Origin of the sequence: Mesorhizobium sp. PUT5 (assembly GCF_052216645.1) — a bacterium.
Classification (GTDB): Bacteria; Pseudomonadota; Alphaproteobacteria; order Rhizobiales; family Rhizobiaceae; genus Mesorhizobium.
The window spans coordinates 73,630-95,672 of sequence record NZ_JBQOSO010000004.1 but is presented as its reverse complement, the minus strand read 5'-3'; the positions used below and the strand labels follow the sequence as shown (position 1 = coordinate 95,672).

The 22,043-nt window shown below is 60.2% G+C and carries 19 protein-coding genes and 3 pseudogenes; 17 read left to right on the top strand and 5 right to left on the bottom strand.

Going from position 1 to position 22,043, the window contains the following annotated elements:
* Positions 1–40: 40 nt before the first annotated feature.
* The 6 genes and pseudogenes from ACTDI4_RS22900 (at position 41) to ACTDI4_RS22875 (ending at position 6,485) form a co-directional block, all read left to right on the top strand.
* On the top strand, positions 41–1,006 hold the full coding sequence (locus tag ACTDI4_RS22900) for an ABC transporter permease (RefSeq protein WP_442843494.1): 966 nt from the start codon (positions 41–43) through the stop codon (positions 1,004–1,006).
* Between the two features lie 11 nt (positions 1,007–1,017).
* Entirely contained in the window at positions 1,018–1,896 is an 879-nt protein-coding gene (locus ACTDI4_RS22895) for an ABC transporter permease (protein WP_442843493.1), read from the top strand.
* An 18-nt stretch (positions 1,897–1,914) separates the two neighbouring features.
* Positions 1,915–3,537 carry an ABC transporter ATP-binding protein gene (locus tag ACTDI4_RS22890; RefSeq protein ID WP_442843492.1) on the top strand — a complete coding sequence of 541 codons (1,623 nt, stop codon included), beginning with the start codon at positions 1,915–1,917 and terminating at the stop codon, positions 3,535–3,537.
* A 174-nt stretch (positions 3,538–3,711) separates the two neighbouring features.
* Positions 3,712–3,822: pseudogene (locus ACTDI4_RS22885) on the top strand (NAD(P)-binding protein); the annotation flags it as partial.
* Positions 3,823–3,878: 56 nt separating this feature from the next.
* Positions 3,879–5,891 (top strand): oxidoreductase, encoded by a 2,013-nt coding sequence (locus ACTDI4_RS22880; protein WP_442843491.1) that lies wholly within the window; start codon positions 3,879–3,881, stop codon positions 5,889–5,891.
* A 33-nt stretch (positions 5,892–5,924) separates the two neighbouring features.
* Positions 5,925–6,485, top strand: coding sequence for a CoA-binding protein (locus ACTDI4_RS22875; protein WP_442843516.1), 561 nt, complete (start codon positions 5,925–5,927; stop codon positions 6,483–6,485).
* Positions 6,486–6,873: 388 nt separating this feature from the next.
* On the opposite strand, the gene ACTDI4_RS22870 is transcribed toward ACTDI4_RS22875, so the two are convergent.
* Positions 6,874–7,911, bottom strand: coding sequence for a GlxA family transcriptional regulator (locus tag ACTDI4_RS22870; RefSeq protein WP_442843515.1), 1,038 nt, complete (start codon positions 7,909–7,911; stop codon positions 6,874–6,876).
* Between the two features lie 124 nt (positions 7,912–8,035).
* On the opposite strand from ACTDI4_RS22870, the gene ACTDI4_RS22865 reads away from it, so the two are divergent.
* The 8 genes from ACTDI4_RS22865 (at position 8,036) to ACTDI4_RS22830 (ending at position 17,492) form a co-directional block, all read left to right on the top strand.
* Entirely contained in the window at positions 8,036–9,070 is a 1,035-nt protein-coding gene (locus tag ACTDI4_RS22865; protein WP_442843490.1) for a GlxA family transcriptional regulator, read from the top strand.
* A gap of 433 nt (positions 9,071–9,503) precedes the next feature.
* Positions 9,504–11,648: an acetate--CoA ligase family protein gene (locus ACTDI4_RS22860; protein WP_442843489.1), complete on the top strand. Its 2,145-nt coding sequence runs from the start codon at positions 9,504–9,506 to the stop codon at positions 11,646–11,648.
* Entirely contained in the window at positions 11,648–12,814 is a 1,167-nt protein-coding gene (locus ACTDI4_RS22855; protein WP_442843488.1) for an acyl-CoA dehydrogenase family protein, read from the top strand. The genes ACTDI4_RS22860 and ACTDI4_RS22855 overlap by 1 nt, the downstream gene beginning before the upstream one ends.
* On the top strand, positions 12,795–13,709 hold the full coding sequence (locus ACTDI4_RS22850) for an ABC transporter permease (RefSeq protein ID WP_442843487.1): 915 nt from the start codon (positions 12,795–12,797) through the stop codon (positions 13,707–13,709). Before ACTDI4_RS22855 ends, ACTDI4_RS22850 begins: the two co-directional genes overlap by 20 nt.
* The gene (locus ACTDI4_RS22845) at positions 13,706–14,494 is read left to right on the top strand and encodes an ABC transporter permease (RefSeq protein WP_442843486.1); all 789 of its coding nucleotides are present in this window, start codon (positions 13,706–13,708) and stop codon (positions 14,492–14,494) included. The genes ACTDI4_RS22850 and ACTDI4_RS22845 overlap by 4 nt, the downstream gene beginning before the upstream one ends.
* The gene (locus tag ACTDI4_RS22840) at positions 14,495–15,568 is read left to right on the top strand and encodes an ABC transporter ATP-binding protein (protein WP_442843485.1); all 1,074 of its coding nucleotides are present in this window, start codon (positions 14,495–14,497) and stop codon (positions 15,566–15,568) included.
* A 25-nt stretch (positions 15,569–15,593) separates the two neighbouring features.
* A complete protein-coding gene (locus tag ACTDI4_RS22835; protein WP_442843484.1) occupies positions 15,594–16,658 on the top strand; it encodes an ABC transporter substrate-binding protein in 1,065 nt (354 codons plus the stop codon).
* A 60-nt stretch (positions 16,659–16,718) separates the two neighbouring features.
* Positions 16,719–17,492, top strand: a complete 774-nt coding sequence (locus ACTDI4_RS22830; RefSeq protein ID WP_442843483.1) for an SDR family oxidoreductase — start codon at positions 16,719–16,721, stop codon at positions 17,490–17,492.
* A gap of 232 nt (positions 17,493–17,724) precedes the next feature.
* On the opposite strand, the gene ACTDI4_RS22825 is transcribed toward ACTDI4_RS22830, so the two are convergent.
* Positions 17,725–17,832, bottom strand: a complete 108-nt coding sequence (locus ACTDI4_RS22825) for an NAD(P)-binding protein (protein ID WP_442843514.1) — start codon at positions 17,830–17,832, stop codon at positions 17,725–17,727.
* A gap of 89 nt (positions 17,833–17,921) precedes the next feature.
* On the opposite strand from ACTDI4_RS22825, the gene ACTDI4_RS22820 reads away from it, so the two are divergent.
* Both ACTDI4_RS22820 and ACTDI4_RS22815 read left to right on the top strand, forming a co-directional pair.
* The gene (locus ACTDI4_RS22820; protein ID WP_442843482.1) at positions 17,922–18,644 is read left to right on the top strand and encodes a GlxA family transcriptional regulator; all 723 of its coding nucleotides are present in this window, start codon (positions 17,922–17,924) and stop codon (positions 18,642–18,644) included.
* A gap of 3 nt (positions 18,645–18,647) precedes the next feature.
* Positions 18,648–18,947 (top strand): helix-turn-helix domain-containing protein, encoded by a 300-nt coding sequence (locus ACTDI4_RS22815; RefSeq protein ID WP_442843481.1) that lies wholly within the window; start codon positions 18,648–18,650, stop codon positions 18,945–18,947.
* A gap of 70 nt (positions 18,948–19,017) precedes the next feature.
* On the opposite strand, the pseudogene ACTDI4_RS22810 reads toward ACTDI4_RS22815, so the two are convergent.
* Both ACTDI4_RS22810 and ACTDI4_RS22805 read right to left on the bottom strand, forming a co-directional pair.
* Positions 19,018–19,827: pseudogene (locus ACTDI4_RS22810) on the bottom strand (IS3 family transposase); the annotation flags it as partial.
* Positions 19,815–20,165, bottom strand: a complete 351-nt coding sequence (locus ACTDI4_RS22805; protein WP_442843480.1) for a transposase — start codon at positions 20,163–20,165, stop codon at positions 19,815–19,817. The pseudogene ACTDI4_RS22810 and the gene ACTDI4_RS22805, both read right to left, overlap by 13 nt.
* Before the next feature lie 154 nt (positions 20,166–20,319).
* Between ACTDI4_RS22805 and ACTDI4_RS22800 the strand changes: the two are divergent.
* Positions 20,320–21,769 (top strand): annotated as a pseudogene (locus tag ACTDI4_RS22800) (NAD-dependent succinate-semialdehyde dehydrogenase).
* A gap of 24 nt (positions 21,770–21,793) precedes the next feature.
* Here the strand turns inward: ACTDI4_RS22800 and ACTDI4_RS22795 are convergent.
* Complete coding sequence (locus ACTDI4_RS22795; protein ID WP_442843479.1) at positions 21,794–22,018, bottom strand: hypothetical protein; 225 nt, start codon at positions 22,016–22,018, stop codon at positions 21,794–21,796.
* Positions 22,019–22,043: the final 25 nt, after the last annotated feature.

The following is a 22,043-nucleotide window of genomic DNA, read 5'->3' as shown; positions in this document are numbered from 1 at the left end:
AGCGGAGAAGCATCCCGGAAGCGAGCGGAGAGTGCGACGCATGACGACCAAATCCCACCCGATCCTGTCCATGGTGGCGAGCCGGGTCGGCCTGGGACTCCTCAGCCTGCTGATCGTCTCCCTGATCATCTTCTCGGCCGTCAGCTTTTTGCCCGGCAGCTATGCCTCTGCCATTCTCGGCCAGAACGCCACGCCGGAGGCAATCGCAGCGATGGAGGCAAAGCTCGGACTGAACCGCCCCTGGCTCCCACGTTATATCGTATGGCTGGGGGCGGCGGCGATGGGAGACATGGGACTATCATTCTCGGGGCGTCCGGTGATGGCGCTGATCGGGCCGCGGCTGAAGAACACTCTCGTTCTGGCCTCGATCACCGCCGCCATCGCCGTGCCGCTGTCGATCGCGCTGGGCATAGTGTGCGCCCGCTATCGAGGCCGGCTCCTCGACAAGTTTCTGTCGACTTCGACGCTTGCCTCTATTTCGATCCCCGAATTCTTTGTAGCCTATATCGTCATGATGGTACTGGCGGTGAAGCTGCAGCTGTTTCCTTCAATGGCTGGCATCCGCAACGGCATGGGGCTGGGCGAGCAGATCTACCGTATGGTGCTACCGATCCTCACCCTTCTGTTGGTCATTCTGGCTCACATGGTGCGCAATACGCGCGCGGCGATCCTGTCGGTCATGGCCAGCCCCTATGTTGAAATGGCGCGTCTCAAGGGCGAGCCGGAAAACCGCGTCGTCTTGCGCCAGGCGTTGCCCAACGCGATCGGTCCTATCGCCAGCGTGGTCGCGCTGAATCTCGCCTATCTCATCTCGGGCGTCGTCGTGATCGAGGTCGTGTTCGTCTACCCAGGCGTCGGTCAGGCGATGATCGATGCCGTGCGAAATCGCGACGTGCCAGTCATCCAAGCCTGCGCGCTCATTTTCGCTGCTGCCTATATCGGCTTCAACCTGATCGCCGACATCGTCTCGATCGTCAGCAATCCGCGGCTGCTGCATCCGCGTTGAAGAGAGGAACCATGCAGCAAATTCTTGAAGTCCGCTCCGTAGCTCCCAACCGCTTCTTGTACGCGTTGAAGCTTGTTCTCTCGGCGCCGCCGAGCGCCAAGTTCGGCATGGTAGTCGTCGCCATCTACGCCTTCGTCGCCCTTTTCGCTCCGTTGCTAGCGCCTTATGGCGAAGTCGAAGTCGCGTCGCGCATTCCTTTCGAGCCGTGGAGTGCCAACCATCTGCTCGGGACCGACCAGCTCGGCCGCGATTTCCTGTCGCGTCTGATATTCGGCGCCCGGAATTCCATTTCGGTCGCACTGGTCACCACAGCTATATCGTTCGTCATAGGCTGCCTGGTGGGTATCTTTGCCGCGCTCGTCGGAGGATTCGTGGACCAGGTGATCTCGCGCCTCGTCGATGCGCTGATGTCGATTCCGGACCTTATCTTCACGCTGATGATCCTCTCGATCTTCGGTTCCTCGGTCTTGAACCTCATCCTGATCATCGCCGTGCTCACCGCGACGCGCTTCTATCGCATCGCGCGCGCAGCGGCGCTGAATGTCGCCAGCCTGGATTTCGTAGAGCACGCCAAGGTGCGCGGAGAAGGCATGCTGTGGATTGCGGTCAACGAGATCTTTCCAAACATCCTGCCCTTGATCCTGTCCGAACTGGGTATGAGATTCTGCTTCATCTTCCTGAATATTGCGGCCCTATCGTTTCTCGGGGTCGGCATTCAACCGCCGACGGCGGAATGGGGATCGATGGTCCGCGACAACGCCGCGCTGATCAACATGGGCGATATCACCCCCCTCATTCCCGCGGCGGCCATCGCCTTCCTGGCCATTGCGGTGAACCTCGTGGTCGACTGGTTCCTGAACCGGGCAAGCGGCCTGAACGACGATGCTTAAGACGATGGGCAGCAAACCATGACCGCGACGCCGACAGCACCCGTCATCGACATTGTCGATCTGAAGATAGAAGCGAGATCGAACGATCAGTGGTCGAAGATCGTCGACGGCGTCAGCCTGTCAATCCGTCCCGGCGAAGTGCTGGGCCTGGTTGGCGAATCTGGCGCTGGAAAATCGACCGTCGGACTGGCCGCCATGGGCTACCTTCGCCCAGGCGCGAAGGTCACCGGGGGCGAGGTTCGGCTGCTGGGGCAAAATATCTTCGCTGTCTCGGAAGAGGAGCGACGCAAGTTTCGCGGCACCAAGGTCGCCTATGTCGCGCAGAGCGCTCAGGCGGCCTTCAATCCGGCCTATCGCCTGATGGACCAAATTATCATGGTCGCTGTCGATCGCGGAGGATTGACACGCGAAACGGCGCAGAAACGCGCGCTCAACCTGTTCCATGCGCTTCAGCTTCCCGATCCTCAGAACTTCGGCCGGCGCTATCCACATCAGGTTTCAGGCGGCCAGTTGCAGCGCGCCATGGTCGCCATGGCGATGATCTGCAACCCGACCCTGATCATCTTCGATGAGCCGACCACCGCGCTCGACGTGACCACCCAGGTCGAAGTCTTGATCTCGATCCGCAAGCTCATCGAGGATTACGGTGTCGCAGCGATCTACATCACGCATGACCTTGCGGTTGTCGCCCAGGTTGCGCACCGTGTCGCGGTACTTCGTTACGGCGAGGTGGTAGAAGAGGCACCTATCGCTCAGATCATGGAGCGTCCGGTACATCCCTATACGAAAAGCCTGTGGGCGGTGCATGAAATGCCGCTCGGCCACGGCGACCGGAGCGCAGGCAAGGGCACGCCGCTTCTGATGATAGCCGGCCTTGATGCGCACTATGGCGATTTCCAGGTTCTGACCTCGATAGATCTCGAGGTCGGGCGAGGCGAGACGGTTGCGCTGGTCGGGGAATCCGGTTCGGGGAAATCGACGCTGGGTCGTGTCATCGTCGGGCTGAAGGAGTTGTCTTCCGGGCAGGTGATCTATGACGGCAAGCCGTTGCCGGGCACCTTACGCCGCCGGTCGCTGGAGACGCTGAAACAGATTCAGATCATCTATCAGTCCGCCGATACTGCACTCAATCCGCGCCAGACGGTTCGCAAGATAATCGGTCGTCCGCTGACGCTCTATCAGGGGCTGCGCGGGGCGCGTCGCGAGGAGCGGGTGCGGGAATTGCTCAACCTCGTGGAACTGAACGAAACACATATCGATCGTACGCCGGGCCAATTGTCGGGCGGACAGAAACAGCGCATCGCCATAGCACGCGCCCTTGCGGCCGATCCGCGACTGATCGTCTGTGACGAAATCACCTCGGCTCTGGACAAGGTGGTTCAAGCGGAAGTGTTGCGGATGCTGATGAGACTGCAGTACCGCCTTGGCGTCTCGTACCTCTTCATCACCCACGATATCGAGGTGGTGCGCGCCATCGCCGAGCGCGTCGTCGTCATGCAAAACGGCCAGATCGTCGAATGGGGGGCCAAGGATCAGGTTCTGGCCCAGCCCCATGCCGCCTATACGCGCAAGTTGCTCGAGTCGGTACCCAACATGGCGGTCGGCTGGCTGGACGGGGTTGTCGCCGAGCGGGCGGCCTGAGCACAGGCGAACTGGCGTCTTCCGCTCCGTGTCTGCGTGGTCCTGATCATACTTGAAGTAAGGACGCCGTCCCCGTCTTTCTCCCTTTGCAGATTGCGGCTGGCATCTAAGGTTCACGGACCCTTACCAGGCGCAGGTATGGAAAGCGTCGGAAAACATGGGGAGGCTGCCGGCATGGCTGTGACAGAGCGGGAATTCGATTACATCATCGTCGGCGCCGGATCGGCCGGATGCGTTCTGGCCGCGCGGCTGACGGAAGATCCTGACTGCCAGGTTTTGCTGCTTGCCCGAATGGTAGTCTGACTTGGGCAGGTGAACCCCGGACCACCTTGAGGTATTTTATGTCTCGCACCTATCCCCATCTCTTCTCGCCGCTCGACATCCGCGGTCACGACATCCGCAATCGCATCCTTTCGACCGGTCACCAAACCTATCTGGCTCGAGGAAATCTGCCCAGTGATGACCTGATCGCCTATCACGAAACGCGTGCGAAGGGCGGTGTCGGGCTTATTATCAACGAAGCGGCGCGCTTCCATGCCTCGACGCTCGGCGAGGCGCCGGATCTTGCGCTTCTGAGCGACGACGCGATCCCACACTATGCGAGGCTGGCGACTGCGGTGCACCGGCATGGCGCCAAGCTGTTCGGGCAATTGTCGCATTCAGGCAGGGTCACGAGGCGCATGATGAACGGGATGCGCGGCGTGGTCTTCGCGCCTTCGCCGACGCCGGAGAACCGGTTCCACGTCGTCCCGCGCGAAATGCCCACCGAAATGGTGGCCGAGATCATCGCCTCCGCCTCGGAAGGTGGGCGACGCTATGCCGAGGCCGGCTATGACGGCGTCGAACTCATGGCAAGCCATGGCTTGCTCTTTGCGCAGTTTCTGAATCCCAGCGTGAACCGCCGGCAGGATATCTATGGCGGTTCGCCGGAGAACCGGCTTCGCCCGTTGCGCGAAAGTCTGATCGGTGTGCGCCGCGCCGTCGGGGCCGACATCGTGGTTGGCCTGCGCATTTCGGCCGACGAAGCCGATGAAGGCGGGTTGGATCAGGAAACCGTCCTCGGCATCTGTCGCCAGCTTTCCGAGGAAGGTCTGGTCGACTACGTCAACACGACGCTGGGCACGATGTCGAGCCTGGGTGGTTCCATACATGTGGTGCCGCCAATGGAGATCCCACCGGCCTATGTCGCGGACAAGGCGGCGGCCATCCGTGCGGTGGTTTCGGTTCCGGTTTTCGTTGCCGGCCGCATCAACCAGCCGCAAGTTGCAGAAGGTGTCCTGGCGGCCGGCGAGGCCGACATGTGTGGTATGACGCGGGCGCTGATCGTCGATCCCGACATGCCGCGCAAGGCGCGTGAAGGGCGTCCCGACGAAATCCGGGCCTGCATCGGTTGCAATCAGGCCTGCATAGGTCACTTCCACGCCGGCCACTCGATTTCCTGCATCCAGAATCCCTCTACCGGCCGGGAACTGCGTCTTCCGCCATCCGTTCCTGTCGTACGCCGTTCATTGAAGGTGCTGGTGGCGGGTGGCGGTCCCGCGGGAATGAAGGCAGCGGTAACCGCTGCCGAGATGGGACACAGGGTGATCCTCTCGGAAGCGACGCCGCGGTTAGGAGGACAGGCGTTGCTTGCGCAGCTTTTACCCGATCGTTTCGAATTCGGAGGCTTGGTCACCAACCTAGCGACGGAATTGGCTCTGCGGCAGGTCGATGTGCGTTTGAACAGCCGCGTCGACCGGGCTGTCGTCGAGGCGATCGCCCCTGATGGCGTCATCCTCGCGACGGGCTCGGCGCCGGTTGGAAGCGAGACCGAGGGGCGAGAAGCTGGTCACGTCATCGAGGCGGCAGACCTGCTGGCGGGGAGGGCGGAACCAGGCGCGCGCGCGGTGGTGGCCGACTGGCGCTGCGACTGGATCGGTATCGGCGTCGCTATCCAGTTAAGCCGCAAGGGGCACCATGTGCGCCTAGCGGTGAACGGCATCTGTGCAGGCCAGAACCTGCAGCAATATGTACGCGATCACTGGGCCGGAAAGCTGCATGAGGCGGAGATCGAGGTCATCCCGTATGCCCGGTTTTTTGGCGCTGACGGCGATACCGCCTATTTCCTGCATGGAGCCAGCGGCCAGCCGATCGTTCTGGAAGGAACCGATACGGTGGTGCTCGCTTCCGGCAATGCGCCCGACACCGCACTTGAGCATGAACTCAAAGGCGCGGACGTGCCGTTCGTCACCATCGGCGACTGCACGATCGCCCGCAGCGCCGAGGAAGCAATCTATGATGGCGTTGCCACGACACGCGCCTTTCTTGCCCAACTGGCAGAAAATGTCACCTCCGCGGTCAAAGGTGCCGAATGACGGTTTAAGCTACCGCGTCCAAGGACGCCGGCGATCCTCGGTGTCAGTCCAAAACCTGAAAGTTTCGGCGCGAGCCTTCTGCAGTCTATCCGCTCTCTCGGGTTCCCAGGCAAGGTTCATCTGGTCAATCCGCGCTATGGTCGGACCGACGAGCAGCCCTGCTATCCCGACGTGGCTTCGATACCCGGCGGTGTGGACTGTGCCGCGCTTGTCGTTGGCGCTGCCTTGCTTGTGGATACCTTCGCTTCAGTCGCCAAGGCAGGAGTGGGAGGCGCCGTGCTTTTTAGTCGCGCCATGAGCAGATTTGTCCGACGGGCGCACACGTGGTCAAGCGACCGGCGCTATCGCGGCGGATGCTGGGATAGCGATATGCGGGCCAATTGCATGGGGTTCGCAATCTGGTCGATCGCCTGCAGGTCATCGGCATGCCGTAGCGACGATGGACATCCTCTACATACTGGGCGCACCTTCGGCAAGCTGCTCGTCCGGCAATCGAGCATGGATGAGCTGCGAACCTCCGCGAGCGGGACGATTTTCGGTGCCGGCAGTCGTTCAATGACGATGGCTTGGCACAATGGGCAGTTCATCCGCTAAGTGCTTGCGCTCGAGGATATCCAGGCCGCGATCGATTTATCGGCGAGCAGATCGGCAAAATCGAGAATATCTGCGAGATCATTCCTGCGGCTGCGCCCGACACACCGTCCGAGTTGGCCGCCTTGTGACCGAGACCTCCGGGACAGACGCCCTCTATGCCGCCGATCTTGCCGCACGCCGCCGTGAGCGACTTTTCCTTGGATGGGCCCAGGCACGCTCGCGGAGAAACCCAGCGATGCCCCGGAGCTCGTTTTGCGTTACTCAAGAAAGAGGCGCGCTTACATCGCAGGAACTGGATGCGCCTATCGGATCAACCCATCATAGAACGGGGTTTTGACAAATATCACATCAGGCACGCTGGCACCGCCGCATGTATCGCGACCGCGTATCACGCGGCCATGCGAGGCTGTGCCGGGTGCGTCTTGCGGAACTCCTGCGGGGTGATCCCGAACCGTCGCCGGAACAGACGGCTGAGGTGCGAAGAGTCGCAGAAGCCGCACTCGGCCGCGACCGAGGCGATCGATCTTTGTGTGTTTTCCAGAAGGTGCTGCACGAGGGCCAGCCGCATTTCCAGGAACGCCTCCGACGGAGACTTGTCGATGGCGGTCCGGAAACGCCGTTCCAGCCGGCGCTTGCCGACGTTCAGTTGGCGCGCGATCGACGTTATGGAAAGCGGCACGTCCAGGCACTGCTGCATCAGGAGCAGCGCCTTGTGGACGACGGAGTCGCTTGTCTGGATGTCCAGCGTGAACCCCGGCTGCGGCGCATCTCCCTGCTCCGCGTCCGAAATCATCATGATGTGTAGGCTCTTGGTGGCCGCAGACTTGCCGATATGCCTTTCGACCAGGAAGGCAGCAAGATGCGCCGTGCTCGCCCCACCTGCGCAGGTGAGTCGATCCCGGTCCACCACGAATATCTGATCCGATACCGGCGTGAGTCCGTCGAATTGCGCCAGGAACTCTCTGTGGTGGAACCAGCTGACGCAGCCGCGATAGCCGGCCATAAGACCGGCGCGGTGGAGTATGAACGTACCTGTGCATAGACCGACGAGAGGCACGCGGGCAGCGGCGGCGCTGCGCAGAAACGCATCAATATGCCTGTCGGTTCGCTCGACATCATCGAGCAAACCGCCGACCACCACGATGTAGTCGAAGCGCGCCGGGTCGCCTAAGAGCTCCTGCGGCTGGACGAGGACGCCGCTGCTGGAAAGTATCGGCCGCATCTGCTGCGCGAGTACGCTCCATCTGCATCTGATCGGCCGGCTGCGGTCGCCCTCGTCGGCCGCCAGGCGCAACACATCGACGAAGTTGGCGAAAGCGCACAGCGTGAAGCGCCTCGACAGTACGATACCTACCCTCAAGCGGGCGCCGTGGCCGCTGGAGAGATCTCGCTTGCCGTAAGGGGGCGATGTCGTCTGATGTCGCATATCTATCCAGAGAAGTGTCGCATTCATTCTTTCCAACCTGCGCGCTTGCGTCAATATGTGTCGCTATCGCTTCCGCCCACCGCCTCCGCAGCGCACGCGGGTACCGCCGTCAGGATTGCATCAAATGGAAAGAGTGGACGTCCCGAACCGTCTCTTTGCCTTCTATCTCGTCCCCAATTTCACGATGCTGGCACTTTCCTCCGCCGTCGAGATATTGAGGCTGGCCAACATCGCGCTGGGCAAAAATCTTTATGCCTGGCGGCTAGTCTCCGCTGATGGCGCGAAGGTCAAAGCAAGCTGCGGCCTGACGATCGAGGTCGACAATTCTCTCGCTGCGGAGCGGCGACATCTTTCCGACCCGCAGCGGCCCTTCATGGCTGTCATCTGCGGGGGGGGGGATATCGAGCAGCACACAAACATTGCGACGGCAGCGTGGCTGCGGGAATGCCGGCAGCGCGGTGTGGAAGTCGCGAGCTTCTGCAACGGCACCTACGTCCTCGCGCGTGCGGGATTGTTGAACGGCAGGGAATGCACCATCCATTGGGAAAACTATCCCGGCTTCGTCGAGCGGTTTGGGAGTACGTTTGTGAGCACCGGTCTCTACGTCGTGGATGGCGGCGTGCACACTTGTGCCGGAGGCACCGCCGCAATCGACATGGTGCTCAACATTGTGAAGCACGATTGCGGCGACGCCGTCGTGACGGCGGTGTGCGAGCGCGCGCTTGTCGATCGTATAAGGCAGCCGACCGACCGCCAGCGGCTTCCTTTTGCAACGCGCATGAAGAAGATTAATCCGACGATCGTCCGGCTGATAGAGAAAATGCAGGACAACCTTGCCGAGCCGCTCGCCCTGGCAGAACTGGCGGAAACAGCGAAGCTTTCGCGGCGTCAAGTCGAGCGACTGTTCAACAGCGAGATGAAGTCATCCCCGCACCGCTACTACCTGAAGCTTCGCCTCGATCGCGCCCGACTTCTGCTGCTTCAGACGTGGATTCCCGTCCTGGAAGTAGCCGTCGCAACGGGATTCGTGTCAGCGTCCCATTTCTCCCGCTGTTACCGCGTGGCATATGGATGTTCTCCGCAGGAGACGCGCAACACCAAGACGGCAGGCTCTGCAGCGCACTCCCATATCATCGCGCTGAGAGACGTGGCTGCCTGAACGCGCTGGTGCGGCAGGAAGACCGTTCGGTGGGGCGACCGGGAGCGCCCGGCGATGGTCCGGATGCAGCGACAAAAGTGGTTGCAATTCACATCGACATCCGGATGTTTCCGGCCGATGTCCTTACCCGGCTCCGTCCGCGCAGGCGGTCGCGCGTCCGGCTAGCGCGGCCGTCGCACGTTATCCGCGAACGATGTGCGCGTGCAGGCATGCTGCCCGGACCACAAGGCCGTACCTACGGTGTGCACGCCTTGGCAAACGCCGGGTCGAATTAAATCCAGTCCTGTCCAGAAACGATAATTAGGAGTCCATATCGACACTTTTTGAATCGTAGGACGTGATTATGAATGAGGCACTGGGAGGAAAGGGGGCGCTTGCTGGGGCTCGTAAAGACGAGTTCTAGTCGAAGTCCTGTCTTCATCTCCGGCCCGGTATGTTCGAAAACGTGACGAGCGATCTTGCGATGAACCAAGCCTGTGGCCAAGCGGAAATAGTCGGGCGTCTAATGGATGCGCTACTCAAGCCGCAGAGCGTAGCGCTTATTGGTGCATCCTCGCGACAGTCCTCGAACGGCTTGGCTATGGTCGAGATGAGCCGGATCGACGGCTACAAGGGACGTGTCTATCCGATCAATCCGAACTATTCGGAAATTGATGGCCTGAAATGCTATCCCAGCCTGGATGCGTTACCCGAAACAGTCGATCTCGTCGTTCTGGCGATAGCGAACGCGAACCTGGAAGAGGCGTTCGACGGTGCGGTAGCGCATGGCGCCAAGGCGATAACCGTGTTCGGCTCAGCCTTTCTCGACAACGACGTCGCTCCTGCGCTCGCCCAACGATTGAAGAATAAAGCCGTGGACGCGGGAATCGTGCTGTGCGGCCCGAACTCCATGGGGCTTTACAATCCAGGCATCGGGCTGCGCATCGCCGGCTTCCCCTCCCCCGAGGGTCTGCGGGCAGGCGGGATCGCCTTCGTGGCCCAGTCCGGTTCTGCCTTCTCCGCTTTGGCGCACAACGAACGCAGGCTCGGGTTCACGGTCTGCGTGTCGAGCGGTTCGGAACTCGGAGCCACTGCTGCCGACTATATCGAGTGGTCGTTGCAGCAGCCGGAAACGCGGGTGATCGGTCTGTTCCTCGAACAGATGCGCAATCCGAAAAGATTTGCAAACGTCCTGGATCGCGCAAGCAGTCGGGACATACCCGTTGTGATCCTGAAGGTAGGCCGAACGGCCAAAAGCGCGCAGATGGCGCTGAGCCATACCGGCGCACTCACCGGCAACGACCAGTCGTTCCTGGCATTTTGCCGGAAGTACGGCGCGGTCGTCGTGGAGGATCTGGACGAATTCGCAGCGACGCTGCAATTTTTCGATCAGCCGCGAAGGCTGCCGGAGCATGGGGCTTTCGCGAGCATGCATGACTCCGGTGGCGAGCGTGAACTCACCGTCGACATCGCCGAGCGGCTGAACGTCGAGTACGCCGAGATTTCCTCCGAAACGCGGGGCAGGATTCAACCCTTCCTCGATCCTGGGCTCCATGCCGAAAACCCGCTGGATGCGTGGGGAACGCCGGGCAACTTCGTCGAGCGGTACGAAGGCGCCCTAAACGCCCTGCTCGCCGACGAGAATGTAGGTACCGCCGTATTTTTCTCGGATATTCGCGACGACTACTGGTATTCCGCCGGCGTCGCGCAAGCGGTCCTAAAGGTCGCCATGAAGGCAGCGAAGCCTGTCGCGATTGCGACGAATTATTCGAAGACGACCAATTCGGAGCTGGCGCTGGCTCTCGCACGCGAAGGCGTTCCTGTCATCGAGGGAACGCGGGAGGCTCTTCTCGCGTACCGTCACGCCTCGCATTGGCGCAACCGGCCGCGCCACGTCGAAGCTCCCGCGCCGCATGCCGACGCGACGACGGTCCAAGCCTGGCGGACACGGCTGTCGTCTGGAAACGACTTGTCGGAGCACGAAGGCCTGAGGCTTCTTGCGCATTTCGGTGTCAGGGCTGTGGAAACCACGCGTGTCGCCAACCTCAAGGATGCCTGCGATGCGGCCAGCAAGATCGGATATCCCGTGGTGCTCAAGACCGCGACCGGCCACGCGCACAAGTCCGATGTGGGAGGCGTCCGCCTCAACCTCAAGTCCGCCGAGGATCTACAAACCGCATATGGCGATTTGTGCAATCGTCTCGGGCCGGAAGTCCTCGTCTCGGCGATGGCCGCGCCGGGCGTTGAGATCGGATTGGGTGCTGTCGTCCGCGACGAGATGGGGCCCTTGGTAGTGGTGTCCGCAGGCGGTGTACTGATTGAACATTTGAAAGACAGTAACGCGGCACTGGCGCCGATTTCGGCTGCCGAAGCTCTCGATCTCCTGAAAGGGCTGCGGATCTACCCGTTGCTAGAAGGAGTGAGAGGCAACCTGCCCGCCGACATCGAAAGCCTAGCGACGCTGATCGAGCGCTTCTCAGTGTTGGTGACGAGCCTCTCCGATGTGATCTCGGAGATCGACGTCAATCCCGTAATTGCAAATGCGTCGGGAGCGGTCGCAGTCGATGCGCTCGTGGTCGCGAAACCCAGGAAGAAATGATGGATATTTCACTGTCGAAGCGGGAAATCGAGCTCGCCAGGCTCGGGCGCGATTTCTTCGAGCAGGTGCTTGCGCCCTTGGAGATACTCACCGACGAACACGGCGAACTGCCCAAAGAGCAGCGAAAGCCTCTGCGCGAGCAGATCGTCAAATGGGGCCTCGCCGGCATCAACCATTCAAAGGAAGACGGCGGTCTGGGCCTCACCATGCTCGAGCAAGTCGTCATCGAGGAACAACTGGGGCGGGCTACCAACGGCCTTTGGACATGTGTTTGGCGGCCTCCGGTTTCGCTCAGATACGGCACCGCCAAGCAGAAGCAGGAATATCTGGTTCCATCTAACGCCGGCGACCGGCGCGGCGCCTTCGCCATAACCGAACCCAACGCAGGATCTGACAACAACGCTGTGACGACGAGCGCGGTTCTCGAAAACGGCCGCTGGAAGCTGAACGGCGAGAAGTGGTTCGTCACCTCATACAAGGCTTCCGACTTCATCATCGTGCATGCACATGTCGACGGAGATCCCGCCAAGCCTACCCTGTTCCTCGTCGATTCGAACGCGGACGGCGTTGTCCACCTCCGCTCGCCGAAATTCATGCACAACTACGCCTTCGATCATGCGGAACTACGGTTCGACGACGTCATGCTCGCTGAAGACAGAATGCTGGGCGAGATCGGTCAGGGTTTCGAACTAACTAAGCGATGGTTCGTCGAGGCACGGCTGCAAATCGCCTGCCATACGCTCGGTGCCGCGACGCGGGCTCTGGATGTTGCCAACGAGTTCGCCGGCGGCCGAGTCCAGTTCGGTCGTCCTATCCGGGATTTCCAGGCAATCGAGTTCATGCTGGCTGACATGGCCGTCGATATCTACGCTGGGAAATCGATGCTTTATCGGCTTGCCGCGGAAATGGACCACGGCCTCGACCAAAAGATCATCCATGCGCGGGCAAGCGCGGTCAAACTGTTCTGCTCCGAGATGGCGGGACGCGTCATCGACAAGGCGGTCCAGATCCTGGGTGGCCGGGGCTATATGCGTGAATCTCCCGTCGAGCGGCTCTATCGCGACATCCGAGTGGACCGCATTTGGGAGGGAACTTCCGAAATCCAGCGGGTGGTCATAGCTGGCCAGATCAAGAAACGAGGACTTGATGTCTATGCAGGTTGGTAGCGCCGGCGAGCCGGCGCACCAGCCGTCGGTCCGGCTTGCAGAGCGAGAAAATTCGGCCGCAAAGTTCAAGGCAGCCGCGATGAACTGGCTGCTGCTGCTTCCTGCGACGTTGTTTCTAATCGGATGCTTCGGCGTCCCGCTCCTCGCCCTCGTGAAGATCAGCTTCGAGGGCGAAGGAGGGCCTTTTTCCGCCTATGAGACGCTTATCTTCGATGACGTATTCCTGACAGTGTTCTGGAACACGTCAAAGCTCGCGATTATCGTGACGATGATCTCGGTGCTGCTCGCCTATCCGACCGCTTTCCTGCTGTCGCGGTTGCGCGGCACACTCCTTTCGATTGCCCTATACTGTATCCTCGTGCCGTTCTGGATCAGCGTTCTGGTCCGTACCTTCAGCTGGATGCTGCTTCTCGAGCGCAACGGCCCGGTGAACGGCACGCTGATGTTCCTCGGAATTACCGACCAGCCGCTGAAGCTTCTCTTTAATAATTTCTCGGTCTATCTGGGAATGATCCATGTGCTGCTGCCCTATGCAGTCCTGCCGATCTACTCGTCGATGCTCAAGCTGGACCAGCGGCTGATACAGGCCAGCAACGGTCTGGGCGCGACCAACCTCCAGACATTCTGGAAAGTCTACCTTCCGCTAACCGCAAACGGCGTGATGACGGGCGCGATATTTGTTTTCCTAATGGCGCTGGGTTTCTACATCACGCCGTCTCTGCTTGGAGGTTTGAACAATCTCACGGTGGCCATGCTCATCGACAATTTCGTCAATGAGAGGCTCATCTGGCCACTGGCCGCAGCGGCTTCATTCATCCTGCTCGTCATCATTCTCGTCATACTGGGTGTCGCCACCCGGTTTATCGCGCTCAAACAAGCGGTGACTGTGCGATGAACGAGCGAAACCCCGGCGCCGTTGTCTCACAGATTCTTGGTGCGGTCGTCCTCGCATTTCTTGTGCTCCCCATCCTCGCGGTGGTCCCTGCGTCGTTCAATGCGTCGTCGTTCATAAAGATTCCGCCACAGGGATATTCGACGCGCTGGTATGCGCAGTTTCTCACCGATTCAGAGTGGATAAGGTCTGTCGTCACAAGCGTCGAGGTAGCGTTGACCGCCACCTCTCTCTCGGTTGTGCTCGGCACGCTCGCGGCGCTCGGGCTGGCGCGGGCAACGCCGTTGGTACGAGGGGCCGTCACCGGCCTCATGCTGGCGCCGCTGATCGTCCCCGTCATCATGACCAGCATCGCACTCTATTATTCAATGCGCTTCGTTGGGCTGCAGGGCAGCGTCTTCGGCTTGGCGCTCGGGCACAGCCTGCTGTGCCTGCCTTTCGTGGTGCTGAACGTCGGCGTGTCGCTGGCGCGCTTCGACCAAACCCTGCTGCGCGCCGCGGCAGGCTTGGGGGCCGGCCCGCTCTACGCGTTCAGAACGGTGACGCTGCCTGCAATCAAGCCGGGGCTTTTCGCCGGCGCCGCCTTTGCCTTCATAACTTCGTTCGACGAAGTGGTCTTGTCCATGTTTCTAGTGGGGCCGGCGGCCAAGACGCTTCCCATCAAACTCTTCGAGCAGATCCGGATCGAGTTCACCCCGGTGGCCGCAGTCGCCTCGACGGCGATACTGGTCGTGACAGTCATCCTCTTCGCAATTGTGCAGATCAACCGAGTTAAGGGACAAGAGTAGGTGAACGAGCGAACCCGAGGCGCCGCCGTCAAATTCGAGGGCGTGTTCAAGAATTTCGGTCAAGTCACGGCGCTTCATCCGACGACTCTGGACGTGGGCGCAGGCGAGTTCCTAACCCTGCTCGGCCCATCTGGCAGCGGGAAAACCTCCCTGCTGAACATCGCTGCCGGCTACCTCCTGCCGGACGGCGGCACATTGAGATTGGGCGGCTCCGATATAACGAGCGTGCCGCCGCGCCGCCGGAACATTGGAATGATGTTCCAGAACTACGCCCTTTTCCCCCACATGAACGTGTTCGACAATGTGGCTTACGGCTTGCATGTTCGTCGCAGGCCGACGCAGGAAGTCAAGCAGCGTGTGCTGGCGGCACTGGAGATGGTACGGCTTGAGGGTTTCGAAGCCCGAGGCATTCAACAACTGTCCGGCGGTCAGCAGCAGCGGGTCGCGCTCGCCCGCGCGATCATCATCGAGCCGGACCTGCTTCTGATGGACGAGCCGCTAGGTGCATTGGATCGACAGTTGCGCCGGCATGTACAGTTGGAAATACGCCGCCTTCACGAGCAATCGAGGCGCACCACAATCTACGTCACACATGACCAGGAAGAAGCTCTGGTTATGTCGGACCGGATTGCCGTGCTCAACAGCGGTCGCCTTGAGCAGGTCGGCACGCCGGCCGAACTGTACCGGCAGCCGAAAAACGTCTTCGTGGCGACCTTCCTGGGCGAGTCCAATCTCCTGCGGGTGACAGTGGTCTCGCGCCAGGCCACATGCATCGTCTTCAGGCTCGAAGGAACGGAACAAACGTTTAAAATACCGGCATATCCCGATATTTCGCAACAAGACACCGCACAGCTTCTCGTTCGCCCGGAGGACTTCCGCGTAGAATCTGATGGTTCAGGCCTCGCCGCCGAGGTTCTGGAGACTGTCTACTTGGGCGAACTGTCGGCCATTCGTCTTCGTTTGCAGTCTGGTGATCTCGTCTGGATGCGCTCGATGAGTTCGCCGCATGTGAAAGTGGGGGATCGCATCCGGGTCTCATGGGAGCCCGGCAAAGCACGTCTGCTCGATCAGTAAGAAACAAGGCAAAGAGGAGAGAACCATGATCAACAGAAGAAGCGTACTAACGGTAGGAGCGGCAGCGGGCATCACAGCCGTCATGCCGATGAGACAGCAGGCAGCACAGGCTCAACCAGCCAGGCCATTCGTTTTCTGCTCCTGGGGAGGTACGTTGCAGGAAATGGAGAAGCGCGCGTTCGTGGAACCGTTCATGCAAAAGAAAGGTCTGTCGTTCCAGGAGGCGTCGCCGACCACTTATGCGAAGATCAAGGCACAAGTCGAAGCTGGCGCGGTCGAATGGGATCTCGTGACCGTGGGTGGGCAATGGCTCTACCAGGGTGGCACCGACGGCCTGCTCGAGCCGATGGACTACGGCATCATCAAGAACGAAGGGCTCGCCGACCGTTGGATGGCGAAACACGGCGTCTATACGAGCACCGGCTCGACTGTCGTTGCTTACAACACCGATACATTCGCCCAGGACAAGGCTCCGAAGACCTGGGAAGACTTCTGGAACGTAAAGGATTTCCCCGGACCGAGAAGCCTGTTCGCGCGTATGTACTACAACTACGAAGCGGCGCTCCGGGCGGCAGGCGTCCCCCTGGATCAGATCTATCCAGCTACGGAAGAGAAGGTCCGGACGATGTTCCAGAAGCTCGAGGAGATCAAGCCGCACGTTGCCGCCTGGTGGACTTCCGGCGCCCAGCCGCCCCAGTTGCTCTCTACCGGAGAGGTCGTCCTGGCAATGGCGTGGAACGGCCGCATATTGGACGCTCAGAAGAACAGTGCTCCAGTGGCGATGAACATGCCGACCGGCATAGTCTGGGGCAACGTCTTGGTTGTACCGAAGGGCTCGCCCTACAAGGACCTCGCGATGGAAATTATCAATTATGCCATCAGCGCAGAGGCGCAGGACCGGCTCGTTCCGATCGGCGCCTACGGTCCCGTGCTCGAAAGCTCCGCGGCGAAGGCTTCCCCGGAGGAGGCAACCCGGCTCGTCACCCATCCGGAAAACATGAAGGAGGTCGTGATCTTCAACGACGAGGAGGCTGCTTCCTACTTGGCCAAATACGAAGCCGACTGGCAGAAATTCCAGCTTCAGCAGTGATCGGCAAGGGGCGAGCCCGGTGCGGCTTGCCCTGTTTCGCCAAGGGATACGACAGACCCCATGCAGTCCATCTTCGCCGATTCGCTCTTCGCAGGGCGGACAGCCTTGATCTCAGGCGGCGGCACAGGGATCGGACTTGCGATTGCCGAAGAACTCGGTCGGCTTGGAGCCTCGGTCATCCTCGTCTCTCGTTCGCGAGAGACGCTTGCCACGGCGGCTGACAAGCTGAAATCTGCCAACATCGCCGCGCAATGGAAACAGGTGGACATCCGCAAGGAAGACCAGGTCGCCTGCCTCTTTGACGATTTCCGAGCCACAGACGATAGCATCGACATTCTCGTCAACAACGCTGGTGGCCAGTTTTCGGCCCCGGCTCTCGATATCACCGCAAACGGCTTCCGCGCGGTGGTCGATCTGAACCTGACCGGCACGTGGCTGATGTCTCATGCGTTCGCGCGACACGCCATCGCCCGTGGCTTGCCCGGCAAGATAATCAACATCGTGCTCTCGATTGAATGCGGGGCGCCTGGATATGCCCACGCGGCGGCGGCGAGGTCGGGCGTCATCAACTTGACCAAAACCCTTGCCTCGGAGTGGGCGCGATACGGGATAAACGTCACCTCGGTAGCACCCGGCATCATCGACACCCATGGATTGGCGAACTATGACCGAGCGACCGTCGACCGGACGGTCGCGACATTGCCTATGGGGCGAATGGGTAAACCCAACGAGGTCGCGAACTGCGTGGCGTTCCTCGCCTCTCCCGCAGGGGACTACATCACCGGCGAAACCTTATTCGTGGACGGCGGAAAGCAGTTGGCGCCGACCGGCTAACAATGCGATCATCGAATCCGGCCGGCAGCAGCATGAACGAGCGAGAGGAAGCCCTTCGATCATGCGAGGTTGTCATGACAGCGCCAGCTTCTCAGCCGCCATCACCTGCTGAAGGTGATGGCGTGCGCTGTGGTCGCGGTTCGAGTTGCGCGCTTACCTCACTCAGACGGTGGTCGGTCCGGAATATGAACTTGCCGCGGCGTTCGATGACTCCATTGGCTAGGTTCTGCGACTAGGTTTTGCTGCCGACGCGGTTGGAGGCTTCGACCACATGGACCGTGTGGCCGTACCGCTCCAATCTCCAAGCCGTTGACATGGTGGCCAAGCCGGCACCGGCCACTAGTATCCTCACGTATATTATCCCATCTTATGCGGAATTCGGGGGAGCGACTGCTTCACGCTCGTCGCGTTTTTTCGGAGAGCCGGGGTATGTATCATATCGTTTTTCTACTGACGCCCGAGTTCTCCCTCACCAACGTTGCGACGGCGATCGACACCTTGCGCGTTGCCAATTCGCTGATAGATTCGCCGTTCTACAAGTGGCAAGTTGCCACTGATAGTTCCATGGAGGTCCCGTCAAGTTGCGGTCTGACCTTGAAAGCAGACATAACCTTCTCGGAAGTCACCGAATTCGATCTGCTGCTCGTCTGTGGAAGCTTCAAGCCTCAGCAATATGTCAACGAGAGCACCCAGCGTAAGCTGCGGCGGCTAGCCCGCTATGGTAAGTGCATCGGTAGCATGGAAGCCGGAGCCTATCATCTTGCCCATAGCGGAGCATTTGACGGGTTCACCGTAACCGCCCACTACGCGAACCTGCCGATCTACGCGAAGATGTTCCCAAACGTGAATTTCGTCAGCAACGTCTTCACGTGCGACGAACGCAGGGCTAGTTGCGCGGGTGGGCTCACGAGCCTCGATCTCATGCTGCACATTATCAAAAGGGATTTGGGGATCAATCACGCGCTCCGATGCGCCAACCTGCTCCAGGCTCCTTCGATACGGGACGAGAAAGAGCAACAGAGCGGCGTGCTCGTTATGGCCGACAACACGTTACCGGCACAGATCAACAGCGCCTGCCGCCTTATGGAACATAACATCGCGTTGCCCTTGCCGATAACCGAAATAGCTTCGAAAATTGGCGTTTCCCGTTGACAGTTGGATCGGCTCTTCCGTGTCCACTTCTCCTCGACAGCCTCTGACGTTTATCAGTCGATGCGATTGTCACGCGCCCGGAAGCTTCTGCGATCCACTAATATGAATCTGCCAACGGTCAGCGACGCTTGCGGCTTCACCTCTTACGCAAGCTTCTCCAGGGCTTACCGGCGAATGTTCGGCTGGTCGCCTACTCGCGAGCGGCGGCGTTCGTCCGGCGATCGCAACACGTCGATGCGTCTGATGCCGGCCTTCGACCTGCATCCTGATCAGACACAATACGCCCCCGACAAGCTGCTGTAAGGCTTAAAGTGTGACTTTTCATGGAATGAGGACCCCGTTTTGGAGTGCGCCCCTTGGGGTGGACGAGTGATCAGGCGGCGTTTTGACCGGTCTGCCGGATGTGTTGATCCTCGAACTGTTGCGGGCTGAGATATGCCAGCGCCGAATGTAGCCTTCGCTTGTTGTAGGCTTCCTCGATGAATTGAGGAAGATGCTCGGTGACGTCCTCGAAGGTTTCGAACGCCATCGGGTAAACGGCCTCGACCTTGAGCGTCTTCATGAAGCTCTCGGCCTTGGCATTGTCATAGGGATTGCCCTTACGCCCCATCGACCCGATCAGATCGGCGTCTGCCAGGACCTTTCGATAGATCTCCGCTGCGTATTGGGCCCCGCGATCGGAATGATGAATGCAGCCGGGTGGCGGCCGTCTGCGGGCAATCGCCATCTTAAGAGCTGCCACGGTCAGGCGCGCATCAATGGATCGGCCGATGGCATAGCCCACAACGAGGCGTGACCAGGCGTCGAGAATGATGGCGACGTAGATGAAGCGCGTGGGCAGCGCCACATAAGTGATGTCGCCAACCCAGAGCTGGTTCGGCCCGGTCGGCAGAACGTCTCGGGCCAGATTCGGATAGATTGGCGAACCGTGACCGCTGTCGGTCGTGGTGACGAACCGCCGCCGAACCTTCGGCTGCAGGCCGTGCTCACGCATCAGGCGCCGGATCTTCTTGTGATTGACGACAAGGCCCAGCTGCCGCAACGCGGCGCCGACACGACGGTAGCCATAGCTTTCGAACTCGTCACAGGCCTCGAACATGGCTTCGACTATCGCCGTGTCGTCGGTTGGTCGCTCAGCGCAATCGTAATGGGTCGAGCGCGCGATCCCCATCAGCCTGCATCCTTGCGCGACGGAGACGCCACGGGGCCGGTGATGGCGGACGTAGTCCCGCTTCTCGGCGGCGGTGCGCTTCTCAGAGCCCCCTTTAGAAACTCCAGTTCGAGAGCCTGCTTGCCGACAAGCCGCTCCAGCGCAGCGATGCGGGCTTCATATTCCTGGATCAGATCGGCGGCCTGCGCATCTTCATCAAGAGCGCCTTCTTCGTATTTACGAACCCAGACCCGGATCAGCTGGCGCTGAATGTCGTGGCGCTTGGACAGTCCGTGCAGCGTCTCGCCGGCGAGATATTCCTGCGCGACCTGCCGCTTAAACTCGATGCTGTGAGTGCGATATCTTGCCATGGCCTTCTTTCCGAAAACCCGGCCGACTGGGTCAATCCCGAAATCCTAAACTGTCCACCCTCAGGGGCGCACTCCAAAGCCGGGGTCCCTTTTGCGCGAAAAACCAGGGTCCCGATTCAGTGGTGATTGACACTCAAACAAACTACTTTCCAAGCTGAAAGATGCGTCTCTCGTCACCGACAAGGCGTTGATCGCAGGGAAGTGGATAGCTGCCAGCGACAGCGGCAAGACTTTTGAGGTGACAAATCCATCGACTGGCGAGGTGATCGCTACCTTGCCAGATATGAGCCGGGCGGAGACGGCACGCGCTATCGAAGCGGCCTACACCGCGCAAAGGGCCTGGGCCCGGAAGACCGGCAAAGAGCGCGCCTCCGTCCTGCGCAGGCTCTTCGATCTTCTGGTCGTCAACGCCGATGATCTTGCTGTAATTCTGACGATGGAGATGGGAAAACCATTGGCGGAAGCTAAAGGCGAAATCCTTTACGGTGCGGCCTATGTTGAATGGTTTGGCGAAGAGGCCAAGCGGGTATATGGTGACACGATACCGGGACATCAGCCCGACAAGCGTATTCTTGTGGTCCGGCAACCAATCGGGGTTGTTGCGGCAATCACCCCGTGGAACTTCCCAAACGCAATGCTTGCACGTAAGATGGCACCAGCTGTTGCGGCGGGCTGTGCCGTGATCGCCAAGCCAGCAGCAGAGACGCCGCTTTCGGCGTTGGCGCTGGCAGTGCTCGCTGAGCGCGCGGGACTCCCAGAGGGCATTTTCAACGTGATCCTGTTCGACGGACTCCTCCTCCATTGGCAAGGAGTTCACCGAGAACGACAAGGTGCGCAAGCTGACTTTCACCGGCTCAACTGAGGTTGGACGCATCCTTATGCGCCAAGGTGCGGATCAGATCATGAAACTCGGCCTTGAGTTGGGCGGCAATGCCCCATTCATCGTGTTCGATGACGCGGATCTCGATGCGGCCGTAGAAGGGGCAATGATCTCCAAATACCGCAACAACGGCCAGACGTGTGTCTGCGCTAACCGCATCTACGTGCAGTCGGGCGTGTATGAAGCTTTTTCGGAGAAGCTAACCGCGAAGGTCAGCGCGATGAAGGTCGGTGATGGGTTTCATGATGGCGTCGATGCCGGCCCGCTGATCGACAAAAAGGCTTTGAAAAAGGTGGAGCAGCATATTGCGGACGCTGTTTCGAAAGGAGCCACCATTGCTGTTGGGGGCAAGCCGGACGTGAGCGGCGGGCTGTTTTTCCAACCGACCGTTCTTACTGGTGTGACGGCTGAGATGAAGGTCGCGCGCGAGGAGACCTTTGGACCGGTGGCGCCGCTCTTTAGATTCGACGATGAGGAGGAAGTAATCGCCATCGCAAATGATACGGAATTTGGCCTGGCCTCTTACTTCTACGCCAAGGATATGTCGCGCATCTTCCGCGTCGCCGAGGCGCTCGAATACGGCATGGTCGGTATAAATACCGGCCTAATCTCCACCGAAGTGGCTCCCTTTGGTGGGGTAAAACAATCAGGCCAGGGACGTGAGGGCTCGAAGTACGGTATCGATGACTACGTCGAGCTAAAATACCTCTGCCTGAGCGTGTAACCTTTGGCAGAAAGTTGCAGTCTCTTAGTAGCCGCGTCCGATCAGGTCAAGGTTCCGATGGTCTGCGCGGCGGTAAAGCTCGCCGTCTCCGGCGCCTATGAAGGTCGCCCACGCCGGCAAGAGCAGCAGACGCGTCGTCTCCGCCTTCATCGCCACCGCATTCGCGCAATAGACGCCTGAGGCCTCAAGCACCCATTGGCGAGCCGTCGCCGACCAGATTCGGCCGAAGGTTCCGAAGCTCGCTGCCATCCTCGACGCCGCCGCGTCGAACGTG

Excerpts from the sequence above, each read along its gene's own strand:
- ACTDI4_RS22900 (WP_442843494.1), top strand. The coding sequence starts at position 41 with ATGACGACCAAATCCCACCCGATCCTGTCCATGGTGGCGAGCCGGGTC.
- ACTDI4_RS22895 (WP_442843493.1), top strand. The coding sequence starts at position 1,018 with ATGCAGCAAATTCTTGAAGTCCGCTCCGTAGCTCCCAACCGCTTCTTG.
- ACTDI4_RS22890 (WP_442843492.1), top strand. The coding sequence starts at position 1,915 with ATGACCGCGACGCCGACAGCACCCGTCATCGACATTGTCGATCTGAAG.
- ACTDI4_RS22880 (WP_442843491.1), top strand. The coding sequence starts at position 3,879 with ATGTCTCGCACCTATCCCCATCTCTTCTCGCCGCTCGACATCCGCGGT.
- ACTDI4_RS22870 (WP_442843515.1), bottom strand. The coding sequence starts at position 7,911 with ATGCGACATCAGACGACATCGCCCCCTTACGGCAAGCGAGATCTCTCC.
- ACTDI4_RS22865 (WP_442843490.1), top strand. The coding sequence starts at position 8,036 with ATGGAAAGAGTGGACGTCCCGAACCGTCTCTTTGCCTTCTATCTCGTC.
- ACTDI4_RS22860 (WP_442843489.1), top strand. The coding sequence starts at position 9,504 with ATGTTCGAAAACGTGACGAGCGATCTTGCGATGAACCAAGCCTGTGGC.
- ACTDI4_RS22855 (WP_442843488.1), top strand. The coding sequence starts at position 11,648 with ATGGATATTTCACTGTCGAAGCGGGAAATCGAGCTCGCCAGGCTCGGG.
- ACTDI4_RS22850 (WP_442843487.1), top strand. The coding sequence starts at position 12,795 with ATGTCTATGCAGGTTGGTAGCGCCGGCGAGCCGGCGCACCAGCCGTCG.
- ACTDI4_RS22845 (WP_442843486.1), top strand. The coding sequence starts at position 13,706 with ATGAACGAGCGAAACCCCGGCGCCGTTGTCTCACAGATTCTTGGTGCG.
- ACTDI4_RS22835 (WP_442843484.1), top strand. The coding sequence starts at position 15,594 with ATGATCAACAGAAGAAGCGTACTAACGGTAGGAGCGGCAGCGGGCATC.
- ACTDI4_RS22830 (WP_442843483.1), top strand. The coding sequence starts at position 16,719 with ATGCAGTCCATCTTCGCCGATTCGCTCTTCGCAGGGCGGACAGCCTTG.
- ACTDI4_RS22820 (WP_442843482.1), top strand. The coding sequence starts at position 17,922 with ATGTATCATATCGTTTTTCTACTGACGCCCGAGTTCTCCCTCACCAAC.
- ACTDI4_RS22805 (WP_442843480.1), bottom strand. The coding sequence starts at position 20,165 with ATGGCAAGATATCGCACTCACAGCATCGAGTTTAAGCGGCAGGTCGCG.
- ACTDI4_RS22795 (WP_442843479.1), bottom strand. The coding sequence starts at position 22,018 with ATGGCAGCGAGCTTCGGAACCTTCGGCCGAATCTGGTCGGCGACGGCT.